At 71.6% G+C, this 12,398-nt stretch carries 9 protein-coding genes; 6 read left to right on the top strand and 3 right to left on the bottom strand.

Annotation, left to right across the window (positions count from 1 at the left end):
- Window positions 1-348 precede the first annotated feature (348 nt).
- The 3 genes from glgX to treZ all read left to right on the top strand — a co-directional run bounded on the left by glgX (window position 349) and on the right by treZ (window position 7,421).
- Window positions 349-2,532 (top strand): glycogen debranching protein GlgX, encoded by a 2,184-nt coding sequence (gene glgX / locus FRADC12_RS23570; RefSeq protein ID WP_045878264.1) that lies wholly within the window; start codon window positions 349-351, stop codon window positions 2,530-2,532.
- Window positions 2,533-2,567: 35 nt separating this feature from the next.
- Window positions 2,568-5,114 carry a malto-oligosyltrehalose synthase gene (gene treY, locus FRADC12_RS23565; protein ID WP_045880120.1) on the top strand — a complete coding sequence of 849 codons (2,547 nt, stop codon included), beginning with the start codon at window positions 2,568-2,570 and terminating at the stop codon, window positions 5,112-5,114.
- Between the two features lie 456 nt (window positions 5,115-5,570).
- Complete coding sequence (gene treZ / locus FRADC12_RS23560; protein WP_045878263.1) at window positions 5,571-7,421, top strand: malto-oligosyltrehalose trehalohydrolase; 1,851 nt, start codon at window positions 5,571-5,573, stop codon at window positions 7,419-7,421.
- 361 nt (window positions 7,422-7,782) lie between these two features.
- On the opposite strand, the gene FRADC12_RS23555 is transcribed toward treZ, so the two are convergent.
- From FRADC12_RS23555 to FRADC12_RS23545, 3 genes are all read right to left on the bottom strand, one after another.
- Window positions 7,783-8,298: a DUF2231 domain-containing protein gene (locus FRADC12_RS23555; protein ID WP_045878262.1), complete on the bottom strand. Its 516-nt coding sequence runs from the start codon at window positions 8,296-8,298 to the stop codon at window positions 7,783-7,785.
- 216 nt (window positions 8,299-8,514) lie between these two features.
- Window positions 8,515-9,492: an SPFH domain-containing protein gene (locus FRADC12_RS23550; protein ID WP_045878261.1), complete on the bottom strand. Its 978-nt coding sequence runs from the start codon at window positions 9,490-9,492 to the stop codon at window positions 8,515-8,517.
- Window positions 9,489-9,956, bottom strand: a complete 468-nt coding sequence (locus tag FRADC12_RS23545; protein ID WP_045878260.1) for an NfeD family protein — start codon at window positions 9,954-9,956, stop codon at window positions 9,489-9,491. Before FRADC12_RS23545 ends, FRADC12_RS23550 begins: the two co-directional genes overlap by 4 nt.
- Window positions 9,957-10,186: 230 nt before the next feature.
- Here FRADC12_RS23545 and FRADC12_RS23540 point away from each other — a divergent pair, with 230 nt between their 5' ends.
- The 3 genes from FRADC12_RS23540 (at window position 10,187) to FRADC12_RS23530 (ending at window position 12,398) form a co-directional block, all read left to right on the top strand.
- On the top strand, window positions 10,187-11,056 hold the full coding sequence (locus FRADC12_RS23540; protein ID WP_045880119.1) for a prephenate dehydratase: 870 nt from the start codon (window positions 10,187-10,189) through the stop codon (window positions 11,054-11,056).
- 77 nt (window positions 11,057-11,133) lie between these two features.
- Window positions 11,134-11,886 (top strand): pyrimidine reductase family protein, encoded by a 753-nt coding sequence (locus FRADC12_RS23535; protein WP_045878259.1) that lies wholly within the window; start codon window positions 11,134-11,136, stop codon window positions 11,884-11,886.
- A 125-nt stretch (window positions 11,887-12,011) separates the two neighbouring features.
- Entirely contained in the window at window positions 12,012-12,398 is a 387-nt protein-coding gene (locus FRADC12_RS23530; RefSeq protein ID WP_045878258.1) for a hypothetical protein, read from the top strand.

The following is a 12,398-nucleotide window of genomic DNA, read 5'->3' as shown; positions in this document are numbered from 1 at the left end:
ACGGGGAACCCTCCGTCGACGAGAACGCCTTCCCCTTGCGGCTCGCCGCCGTCGGATCTATGCCGGGTACACCTGGATCGTGTCACGACCGGGCCGGCGGGACCACCCCCAGGCACCACCCAAACGAGCTATCTCAGCGCTAAACGACGCCGCCGTCCAGCACGGATGTAGCACACGTCACCTGACGATGAACGGACGGTGTCTCCCCGCAGCCGCCGGAACCTTGGGAGTCGCCCCCGCTGAGCGGGTTTGTCCGGGCCCGACCTGGTCATCCGCGGACCAGATCCGCCGGGGCGCGCCGCCGAGTCGGCCGCGACTGGAAACAGCTCTTCCGTAGGCTTCGCTGCTATGGCACAGGTCTGGCCCGGCCACCCTTATCCCCTCGGCGCCACCTATGACGGGTCCGGCACCAATTTCGCGATCTTCTCGGAGGTGGCCGGCAGGGTCGAGCTGTGCCTGTTCGATGCCAACCTCCACGCGGGCGACGGTGACCCGGTCGACGTCGAGCGGCGGGTCGAGCTGCACGAGAAGGACGCCTTCGTCTGGCACTGCTACCTGCCCGGCGTCGGGCCGGGCCAGCGCTACGGGTACCGGGTGCACGGCCCGCACGACCCCGGCCGTGGCCTGCGGTGCAACCCGCACAAGCTGCTGCTCGACCCGTACGCCAAGGCGGTCGACGGCGAGATCGACTGGGACCAGGCCTGCTTCGGCTACACGTTCGGCGAGCCCGACAGCCTGAACACCGTCGACTCGGCGCCGCACATGATGAAGTCCGTGGTGATCAGCCCGTTCTTCGACTGGAACGGCGACCGGCCGCCGCGCACGCCGTACGACGAGACGGTCATCTACGAGGCGCACGTCCGCGGCCTGACGATGCGCCATCCTGGCCTGCCGGCCGAGTACCGCGGCACCTACGCCGGCGTCGCGCACCCGCTCATGATCGAGCACTACCAGAAGCTGGGCGTCACCGCCGTCGAGCTGATGCCCGTTCACCAGTTCGTGCACGACGAGCACCTGGTCCGCCGTGGGCTGCGCAACTACTGGGGCTACAACTCGATCGCGTTCCTCGCCCCGCACAACGCCTACTCCTCGGCCGGCGGTCTCGGCATGCAGGTGCAGGAGTTCAAGGGCATGGTGAAGGACCTGCACAACGCCGGGATCGAGGTGATCCTCGACGTCGTCTACAACCACACCGCCGAGGGCAACCACATGGGCCCGATGCTGTGCTTCCGCGGCATCGACAACGCGGCCTACTACCGGTTGGTGGAGGACGACAACCAGTACTACATGGACTACACCGGCACCGGTAACACGTTGCACGTCCGCCACCCGCACGTGCTGCAGCTGATCATGGACTCGCTGCGGTACTGGGTGCTCGAGATGCACGTCGACGGCTTCCGGTTCGACCTCGCCGCCACGCTCGCCCGTGAGTTCTATGACGTCGACCGGCTGTCGAGCTTCTTCGACCTCGTCCAGCAGGACCCGGTCGTCTCCCAGGTCAAGCTCATCGCCGAGCCCTGGGACGTCGGCGAGGGCGGCTACCAGGTCGGCAACTTCCCGCCGCTGTGGACCGAGTGGAACGGCAAGTACCGCGACACGGTCCGGGACTTCTGGCGCGGCCAGGACCACGGGATCGCCGAGTTCGCCTCCCGCCTGACCGGCTCCAGCGACCTCTACCAGTTCACCGGCCGCCGGCCGTCCGCCTCGATCAACTTCGTGACCGCGCATGACGGCTTCACGCTGGCCGACCTGGTTTCATACAACGGCAAGCACAACGACGCGAACGGTGAGGAGAACCGGGACGGCTCGGACGACAACCGTTCGTGGAACTGCGGCGTCGAAGGGCCCACCGAAGATCCCGGCGTACGCGCCCTGCGTGCCGCCCAGAGCCGTAACCTGCTCACGACGCTGTTCCTGTCCCAGGGGGTGCCCATGCTCGTCGCCGGTGACGAGATGGCACGCACCCAGGACGGCAACAACAATGCGTACTGCCAGGACAACGAGACGTCCTGGCTGGACTGGTCAGACCTTTCCGAGCACGCCGGTCTGGTCCGTTTCACCGAGGAGGTCTCCCGGCTGCGCCGCGAGCACCCGGTGTTCCGCCGCCGCCGTTTCTTCCACGGCGCGCCCATCCGGGGCACCGGGGACGCCGGCGACGGCACCGCACTGAAGGACATCGTCTGGCTGCGCCCGGACGGCACCGAGATGTCCGACCAGGACTGGGAGTCCGGGACGGCCCGCATGCTCGCCGTGTTCCTCAACGGCGCCGGCATCCCCGACCCCGACGCCCGTGGCGAGGCGGTCGTCGACGACTCGTTCCTGATGTTCTTCAACGCGCACAGCGAGACCGTCGTCTTCCAGGTACCGCCGGCCGAGTTCGGCGACAGCTGGGAGACCGTCGTCGACTCGCGTGGGTCGACGACGGCCCAGGACGGCGACGCCGCCGCGCGGGCGACGGCCGGGCAGCTCAAGGCCGGCGCCCCGGTCCAGCTCGACGCCCGCTCGACGGTTGTGCTGCGCCGTGTCTCGTGAGCCCGCCGACCGATCCGCCGAGTAGGAACATGCCGATGAACGACGGCCCGATCCAGGACGAGCGCACCCGGGTCGTGCCGACCTCGGCCTACCGGCTGCAACTGCACCTCGAGTTCAACTTCACCGACGCAGCGGTGATCGTCCCCTATCTCGCGGCACTCGGCGTCTCCCACCTGTATCTGTCCCCGGTGCTGGAGGCCGCGCCCGGTTCGACCCACGGGTACGACGTCGTCGAGCACGGCCGGATCAGCCCCGAGCTGGGCGGCGCCGGCGGGCTGCGCCGGCTGACCGCCGCCTGCCGGCGGGCCGGCCTCGGCCTGGTCGTCGACGTGGTGCCCAACCACATGGCGATCCCGACGCCGCAGACCGCCAACCCGGTCTGGTGGTCGGTGCTGCGCGAGGGCCCGGACTCGCCGTACGCCCACTGGTTCGACATCGACTGGGCCGCCCCGGACAACCCGGGCAAGGTCCTGATGCCGCTGCTCGGCAACCCGCTGCACGACTGCCTGGAGGCGGACGAGATCCAGCTGGTCAAGTCGGCGGACGCCGACGGCACCGACCCACTCGGCGCCTTCGACAACCTGGGCCACGACCCGCTCCGCGGCCCGGCCGAGGCCGACGACTGGGTGATCACGTACTACGACCACGTGCTCCCGGTGGCCCCCGGCACCGCCGACCCGGACGACCTCGCCGGCACCCTCGACGCCCAGTACTACCGGCTGTGCTGGTGGCGCACCGCCGGCACCGAGCTGAACTACCGCCGGTTCTTCGACATCACCACCCTCCCGGCGCTGTGCCAGGAGGACCCGGACGTCTTCGCCGCGACCCACCGGCTGCTCATCGACCTGGTCCGCGGCGGCACCGTCGAGGGCCTGCGCATCGACCACCCGGACGGCCTGGCCGACCCGGAGGAGTACCTGCGCCGCCTGTCCGACGCCACCGGCGGCGTGTGGACCGTGGTCGAGAAGGTGCTGGAGGGCGACGAGGCGCTGCCCGAGGCGTGGGCCTGCGACGGCACCACCGGGTACGAGTCGCTGAACCGGGTCACCCGGCTGTTCCTCGACCCGGTCGCGGCCCGCCCGCTGGCCGCGCTCTACGCCGAGGTCTCCGGCGAGGCCCCCGACTGGGCCCACACCGCGCACCTGGCCAAACTGGACGTCCTGGACAACGTGCTGCGCCCCGAGCTGGACCGGCTCACCACGCTGGCGCTCACCGAGGCGCGCCGGGAGCGCGCCGACCTGACCAGGACCGGCCTGCGCGAGGCGCTGCGCGAGGTGCTCGCCGGCTTCGGCGTCTACCGCGCCTACGTCCGCCCGGACGGCACCCCGTCGCTGGAGGCCCGCTCGCACGCCGTGCGCGCCTGCGAGGTCGCCCGCCGCCGGCTGCCCCGGCGCTCCACCGAGATCGACCTGATCGAGGACCTGGCGCTGGGCGGCCCGGCGGAGTTCGTCACCCGCTTCCAGCAGACCACCGGCCCGGTGATGGCCAAGGGCGTCGAGGACACCGCGTTCTACCGGTTCGGCCAGCTGCTCGCGCTCAACGAGGTCGGCGGCGACCCGGGCGCGTACCCGGCCTTCCCGCCCGGCCACCCGCGCAGCGCCGTGCACGAGTTCCACGAGGCCAACGTGACGACGGCCCGCACCTGGCCGCTGACGATGACCACGCTGTCCACCCACGACACGAAGCGCTCGGAGGACGTCCGGGCACGCCTCGCGGTCCTCTCGGAGGACCCGCGCGGCTGGGCCGACGTGGTCCGCCAGCTCGGCCGGCTCGGCTACCGGCACACCGACGCCGAGCGGGGCTGGCCCGACCCGGTCACCGTCTACCACCTGGTCCAGACGCTCGCCGGTGCCTGGCCGATCTCGGCCGACCGGGCCCGCCAGTACATGATCAAGGCGGTCCGCGAGGCGAAGATCCACACGTCCTGGACGGATCAGGACTCCGCCTACGAGAACGCGCTCACGACCTACATCGACGCGGCCCTCGAGGATCCCGACTTCGTCGGCGCACTGGAGAACTACGTCTCCACGATCGTCGAGCTCGGCCGGCAGAACTCGCTGGCAGCCCGGCTGGTGCAGCTGACCGCCCCGGGCATCCCCGACGTCTACCAGGGCCAGGAGCTCTGGGACCACTCGCTGGCCGACCCGGACAACCGCCGGCCGGTGAACTTCGGTGAGCGCACCAAGCTGCTCGGCGAGCTCGGCACCGACCCGATCCCCCGCCGTCCGCCGGCGCTGGACGACACGGGCGCGGCGAAGCTGCTGGTAGTGTCCCGAGCGCTGCGGGTCCGCCGGGAGCACCCGGAGTGGTTCGGCCCCGGCGCCTCCTACCGGCCGCTGTGGGCGTCCGGCTCGGCCGCCGAGCACCTGGTCGCGTTCACCCGGGCCGAGTCGGTGGTGACGGTCGTGCCGCGCCTCGTCCTCGGGCTGCGCCGCGGCGGCGGCTGGCGCGACACGACGCTGACGCTGCCCGACGGCCGTTGGCTCGACGTCCTCACCGGCCGCCGTCATGACGGCGGCACGGCCTACGTGCTGCGCCTGCTGCGTGACTTCCCGGTGACGATGCTGATCCGGGTGTCTTGACATTGGTTCGCGGCGTCCGGGCGCGGCCCTCCGGCCCCAACCTCCGCTTCGCTCCGGTTGGGACCTCCGGTCCGCGTCCTCCGCCGCGAACGGGCTTCGCTCCGTCCGGTGGGCCAGTCAGGCGCTCGCTTCGCTCGCGCCTGCTGGCCCACCGGACTACGCGAAGCCTTTGGGCACAGCCTGATCGAGGTTCGCCTCGCTTCGCTCGCGACCTACTGGCCCACCGGAGTACGCGAAGCCTTCGCGTACAGGCTGATCGGGGGGCGCTTCGCTTCGCTCGCGGCTGCTGGCCCGCCGGGCTACGTGGAGCCTGGGGGCGGCGGGTCACGTGGGGGCGTTCGGGTGGCTTTGGGTCTGCGCGGCTTGGGGTGGTACGGGGTTCTTGCTGGCTGGGGGTGGCGCGGGTCGGGCGACCCGGCGCGAGTAGCTGGGGGCTTTGACGGTAAGACAGACTCGATGAGCATCTTTCGGGTGTGGGCGCCCCTTGCGAAGTCGGTTGCCGTCGTCACCCGCGACCCGGGGGGTCCCGATGGTCAGGACGAGCTGACCGAGCTGACCGAGCTGGTCGGGGCGCCGGACGGGTGGTGGTCGGGCGAGGTGGCCGCGGCCGGGCATGGGACCGACTACGCGTTCCGGCTCGACGATGCCGGTGAGGAACTGCCCGACCCGCGGTCGTCCTGGCAGCCGTACGGGGTGCACGGCCGGTCCCGGGTCGTCGACCACGGCCGGTTCGGGTGGACCGACCACGGCTGGCGCGGGGTGTCGCTCGCCGGCGGGGTGCTCTATGAGCTGCACGTCGGCACATTCACCCCGGAGGGGACGTTCGACGCCGCGATCGACCGGCTCGACCACCTGGTCCGCCTCGGGGTCGACGCCGTGGAGCTGCTGCCGGTCAACGCCTTCCCGGGCCGGCACGGCTGGGGTTACGACGGGGTGGGCCTCTACGCGACCCATGACCCGTACGGCGGCCCGGAGGGGCTGAAGCGGTTCGTCGACGCCGCCCACGCCCACGGGATCGGCGTCGTCCTGGACGTCGTCTACAACCACCTCGGCCCGGACGGGAACTACCTGGGCCGGTTCGGGCCGTACTTCACCGACCGGTACACCACGCCCTGGGGATCGGCGGTCAACCTCGACGACGCCGGCTCCGACGAGGTGCGGGCGTTCATCGTCGAGAACGCGCTGATGTGGCTGCGCGACTACCACTGCGACGGCCTGCGGGTCGACGCGGTGCACGCGCTGCGCGACAGCCGGGCGACCCACGTCCTGGAGGAGCTGACGACCAGCGTCCACCGGCTGGGGGCGCACCAGCGCCGGCCGTTGTTCCTGGTCGCGGAGTCCGACCTCAACGACCCCCGGATGATCAGCCCGGCCCAGGCGGGCGGGCTCGGGATGGACGGCCAGTGGGCCGACGACGTCCACCACGCCCTGTGGGCCGCGCTGTCCGGCGATCGGCAGGGCTACTACGTCGACTTCGGGTCGCTCGGGACGCTGGCGAAGGCCTTCACCAGCGGGTTCGTGCACGACGGCACGTATTCGGCCTTCCGGGGGCACACCCACGGCCGGCCGGTGCCGCCGTCTGTCCCGGCGTTCCGGCTGGTGACGTTCCTCCAGGACCACGACCAGGTCGGCAACCGCGCGGTCGGCGACCGGGCCCCGGCGACGCTGTCCGACGGGCTGCTGCGGATCGGCGCGGCGCTGCTGCTGACCGGCCCGTTCACCCCGATGCTCTTCATGGGCGAGGAGTGGGGGGCCACAACCCCCTGGGCGTACTTCACCGACCATGTGGCGGACTGGCTCGCGGAGGCGGTACGCACCGGCCGGCGGGCCGAGTTCGCCGCCCACGGCTGGGGGCCCGAGAACGTGCCCGACCCACAGGCCGAGGAGACGTTCGCCAGCTCGAAGCTGGACTGGTCCCAGCCGGCGGCCGAGCCACACCAGGGCCTGCTCGGCTGGTACCAGCGGCTGATCGCACTACGGCACACGGTGGCGGAGCTGACCGACCCGGACTGGGCCTCGGTGCGCTGCGCCTACGACGAGGACGCCAGCTGGTTCGTGCTGTACCGGGGCGCCGCGGCGGACGCGGTCGCCGTGGTGTGCAACCTCGGCCCCGACCGGCAGTCCATCCCGGTCGGGTGGCCCAGCAGCGGTGGCCCCGGCCAGGCGGTGGACCACACCGCCAGCCGGCCAGCCGGGGTGACTCTGGACCCGCTGGCGGTCTCACGGCCCGGGTTCGGCGCCCGGCCGGGCAGCGTCGAGGTGGACGGCGAGTCGGTGGTGATCGGCCGATTGCGCACGCATGCCTAGGCGGCCGAGGCCCGGCCGCCCCGACGGGCGGGCCTACCGGTGTCGTTCGTGCTCGGCTCGGTTGAGGATGTAGTACAGCAGCCCGAGCAGACCCAGCGCCAGGAACAGGACGACCACAAGCAGGATCACGTACGTTGCCATGGGCCTATCGTCGCCGCCCGGTCTGCTGACGGGAAATCCGGCATCGGATTCGGTGCGTCGCCGAATGATCGACGGTAACGGTCACGCCACCCGCCAGGACGCCGCACCAGGTAGGACACGATCTGTTTCCCGCCAGCCCAAGGCCAGCCGGTGGCGTGATCGCACGCAAATCGCGATCACGGACCCAGGTGGAGCGCGACCAACCCTGCTGGGGGCAGCACTAGCTGCTGCCGACTCCCTGCCAGACGGCCTCTGCCCCCGCGTGCCCGATCCGGACGACCTCGACGATCACGATGACGGCAAGCACTACGACGATCAGGGACACGACCGCCGTCAGCAGCCGTGGCAAGGTCCGGACCGACGAGCCGGAGCCTGCCTGAACCGTGCCCGGCATGGACCACGCCGTGGGCCGCCAGCCGTGCACGAACAGCAGGAGCAGCGCGGCCACGAAAAGCCCGGCCACCCAGGGCAGGAGATCCTCGCCGAGCGCAGCGTGCCGGGCGATCAGCGGGTTGTCCACCCCGAGCTTGTCGCGCAGCTTCTCACCGGTCGAGGTGGTGATCGGGACGAGAATCAGCGCGCCGGCGCAGGCGAGCGCCGGCAGCGGCCCGAGCGCGCGGCGCACCCGGGGCCAGAGCGCGGTCAGCGCGAGCAGCAACGCCGCCAGCGGCACCAGCACGACCGTGGCGTGCACGATCAGGGCGTGGGCGGGCAACCCGGAAATCGTTGCGGGCACGACAGCCTCCTGGCACGGGGACGTTCAGATCATCTCTGGCCCTGACCCGGCTGCCTGAAAATGTCCTGAGAACCGTCAGTAAGCAGATAGTAAGGCTGGCGGGTGGACCGGGCGCTCCGCGCCCGGTCCACCCGCCAGCCGGGTCGGGCGTGGAACGCCCTCCCCAACCTGGATCCGGGCAGGGTCAGGTGCTCAGGCTCTGCCTGCTCGTCCGGCTCAAGCGGTCGTGCCGCCGCCGTTCTGGGTGGGGGCGATGGGCTTGGTCAGCTTCGGGCGGCGCAGCGTCTCGTTCGGGTCGGCCTGGGAGCCGTCTCCCCCGCCGCCGATCAGGCTGGCCAGGTCGCCGATTCCGCTGCCCAGCGCGCCGCTGAGCTCACTGGGAATGATCCACACCTTGCTCGCCTGGCCGTTGGCAATCTTGGGCAGGGTCTGCAGGTACTGGTAGGCGAGCAGCTTCGGGTCGGCGTCGCCGGCGTGGATCGCCGAGAAGACGGTGTCGATAGCCTTCGCCTCGCCCTCGGCCTGCAGGATCTGCGCCTGCCGGTCTCCCTCGGCCTTGAGGATCGCCGCCTGCTTCTCGCCCTCGGCCTTGAGGATCTCGCTCTGCCGGAAGCCCTCGGCCGTCAGGATCGCCGCCCGGCGGTCCCGCTCGGCGCGCATCTGCTTCTCCATCGCCTCCTGCACCGAGCGCGGCGGTTCGATGGCCTTGATCTCGACCCGGTTCACCCGGATCCCCCACTTGCCGGTCGCCTCGTCGAGCACGCCACGCAACGCAGTGTTGATCTGGTCCCGGGAGGTGAGCGCCCCCTCCAGGTGCAGGCCGCCGATCACGTTGCGCAGGGTCGTGACGGTCAGCTGCTCGATCGCCTGGATGAAGTTGGCGATCTCGTAGGTCGCCGCCCGCGGGTCGGTCACCTGGAAATAAAGGACGGTGTCGATGCCAACGACCAGGTTGTCCTCGGTGATCACCGGTTGGGGCGGGAAGGCCACCACCTGCTCGCGCAGGTCGATCCGCTCCCGGACCCGGTCCACGAACGGCAGGACGATGGCGAGACCCGGCACCAGCGTGCGGTGGTAACGGCCGAGCCGCTCCACGACCACCGCGCGGGCCTGCGGGACGACCTTCACCGACCGCATCACGAAGACCAGGGCTACGAACGCGAGCACCGCCACCACGATCAGTCCACCGGTCATGGCAACTCCCTCCGTGGGACGTCCAGTCCCGGGACTTCTTCCTGGTGGACGATCGCGGTCGCGCCGTCGATCCGCAGCACCCGAACCTCGCTGCCCGTAGCGATCACAATGCCGTCCGGGTAGGCGCGCGCCGACCAGATCTCGCCCTTGATCTTCACGCGGCCGTCGTACCGGTCCACCTGTTCGAGGACGACACCCTCGGCGCCGACGAGCGCCTGCGCGCCGGTGGCGAGCAGCGGCGCGGTGTTGAGGTGGCGAGCGGCGATGGGCCGCAGGCCGAAGGTGAGTCCGCCCGCCGCGAGGACGAAGGCGAGCAGTTCCCAGACGAGGCCCCCACCGACCAGCGCCACGATGCCGGCGACCGCCGCCGCCAGGGCGAACATGAGCAGGTACAAGCCACCCGTGAGCAGCTCCGCGATGGTGAGCCCTCCGGCGACGATGAACCAGACTAGGTCGGCCGGCACACCTCCATCGTAGGCCTGATCACCCGTCTTTCGGAGCGGTCATATCGGCTACCGGACAACTCCCCCGAAACAGCGCCGCCGCGGCTCCCGCCGGCCAGCCGGGGTATCGCCGCGGCCGGCACCGGTAACGTGGGCGGCGCCCGTTCCGAGCGCCCCCGAACCGACGCGCCCCCGAACCGACGCGACCCCGAACCGACGCGACAAGGAACCGTGACCACATCGTGCCCGTGCTGACTTCCCGGCAGCGCATCGCCTACCAGGGCGAGCCGGGGGCAAACTCCCACCTGGCCTGCCGCGACGTCTACCCGGACTTCGACGCGGTGCCGTTCCAGACGTTCGAGGAGTGCTTCGCCGCGATCGACGACGGCACGGTGCAGCTGGCGATGATCCCGGTGGAGAACTCCACCGCCGGCCGCGTCGCCGACATCCACCACCTGCTGCCGGGCGCGAAGGCCCACATCATCGGCGAGTACTTCCTGCCGGTACACCACCAGCTCATGGCGCTGCCGGGAACGACGCTGGCCGGCCTCAAGACGGTGCACAGCCATCCGCAGGCGCTGGCCCAGTGCCGCGAGGCGCTGCGGGCGCTCGGGCTGCGGGCGGTGCCCGACGCGGACACCGCCGGGGCGGCGCGTGAGCTCGCCCAGTCCGGCGACCCGTCCCGGGCCGCGATCGCCTCCCGGGTGGCCGCCGAGGTGTACGGGCTGACGATCCTGCGCGAGGACCTTGAGGACGAGCAGCACAACACCACCCGCTTCCTCATCTTCTCGGCGGAGGACCTGCGGGCGGCGGCCGGCGTGCACGAACTCGTGACGACATTCATCTTCAAGGTGAAGAACCGCCCGTCGGCGCTTTACAAGGCACTCGGCGGGTTCGCCACCAACGGCGTCAACATGACGAAGCTGGAAAGCTTCATGGTGGGCGGCGCGTTCGTCGCCACCCAGTTCCTGGCCGACATCGAAGGCAGCCCGGAGGAGCCGGCGGTCGCGCGGGCGTTCGAGGAGCTTGCCTTCTTCGCCGACTACCGGATTCTCGGGGTCTACCGGGCCAGCCGTTACCGCGAGCGGATCGCCGGCCGGACACGGTCAGCGGCCGGCTGAACCCGGCGGCGGTTGGCTTTCCGGGCGGCTCGCCCCACCAGGCCTGCGGGGCGAGCCGCTCGCATAGGGTCGGGGCGGTGCGCCGACTTCTGCCCGCGCCGGGCCAAGACGACCTGATCCAGGAAGATCTCGACGCGGCGTACGCCCTGCCCGTCCCACCGGCGGGCACGACCCACGTTCGGGCGAACTTCGTGGCGGCTGCCGACGGCGCGGCCGAGGTCGGCGGTCGCTCGGAGGCGCTCGGCGGGCCCGGCGACCGGCAGATCTTCCGTACCCTGCGTTGGCTGGCCGACGTCGTGCTCGTCGGGGCCGGCACGGCCCGTGCGGAGAACTACGGACCGGCCGTCGTCCCGCCAGCGCGGCAGGAGGCGCGGATCGCCACGGGCCTGGCGCCTGTTCCGCCGATCGCGGTGGTCTCCGGGTCGCTGGCGATCGACCCGGGCGCCCGCCTGTTCAGCGCGGCGGTCCGGCCGGTGCTGCTGACCGCGGCGAGCGCCCCCGCCGACCGCGCCGCGGCGCTGCGCGAGGTCGCGGACGTCGTCGTCTGCGGCGAGGAGAACGTCGAGCTTGGGCAGGTGCTCGGCGCGCTGGCCGAACGCGGCCTGCAGCGGGTGCTCACCGAGGGCGGGCCGACACTGCACGCCCAGCTGGCCGGCGCCGGTCTGCTCGACGAGCTGTGCCTGACGGTCGCGCCGATGCTCGCCGGGCCGAGGCATCTCGGCATCGTGGCCGGCGACGCCTGGCCGATGGCCCAGCCCATGGAGCTCGCGCACCTGCTGGAGGACGACGGCTCGCTCTTCCTGCGCTACCACGTTCCGAACAAGGGATAGCAGCCGGCTACGGCCAGCTATATCCACAGGTCAACCGCTATCCACAGGACGGCGCAGGCGCCTTCCTGGCCGGCGGCGAGCTGGCTAACGTGCCGGCTGGCTCCCGACGGAGAGGGCGGTGGATCATGACAGGCCAGATGGCGGTGGGGCGGACGGCAGCGGGGCCGGCCTCGGGCCCAAGCGGCGTCACGGCACCAGCCGGGCTGGTCGTCAACGCGCGCCGCGGCGCACTGCTGACCGCCGCGGCCATCCTCGACCGCGGCGCGGCCGAGATCGCGACAGCCTTCAGCGGGCTCACGGCGACGCTGGACGCCGGCGCGTGGGCGGGCCGGGCGGCCGACAGCTGGGCCGGTGAGCTCGCCCGCACGGGGACCACCATCGGGAGGGCGCTCGCGGAGACGGCGCTGGACTGCGCCGCCGCGGCGGCCTCCCAGCCGGAATGGGTCACGCTGGACGACCCTCGAGCCATCCGGCCGCACGCCGCGTTCGGCTTCCTGCGCGACGGGCGTTGA

This window comes from Pseudofrankia sp. DC12 (assembly GCF_000966285.1).
Lineage (GTDB): Bacteria > Actinomycetota > Actinomycetes > Frankiales > Frankiaceae > Pseudofrankia.
Note: the sequence above shows the minus strand (reverse complement) of the source record. Positions and strands in the feature narration are given on the sequence as shown.

Bases quoted from the DNA above. Each gene is read 5' to 3' on its own strand.
- glgX (WP_045878264.1), top strand. From the start codon at position 349: ATGGCACAGGTCTGGCCCGGCCACCCTTATCCCCTCGGCGCCACCTAT.
- treZ (WP_045878263.1), top strand. From the start codon at position 5,571: ATGAGCATCTTTCGGGTGTGGGCGCCCCTTGCGAAGTCGGTTGCCGTC.
- FRADC12_RS23530 (WP_045878258.1), top strand. From the start codon at position 12,012: ATGACAGGCCAGATGGCGGTGGGGCGGACGGCAGCGGGGCCGGCCTCG.
- treY (WP_045880120.1), top strand. From the start codon at position 2,568: ATGAACGACGGCCCGATCCAGGACGAGCGCACCCGGGTCGTGCCGACC.
- FRADC12_RS23550 (WP_045878261.1), bottom strand. From the start codon at position 9,492: ATGACCGGTGGACTGATCGTGGTGGCGGTGCTCGCGTTCGTAGCCCTG.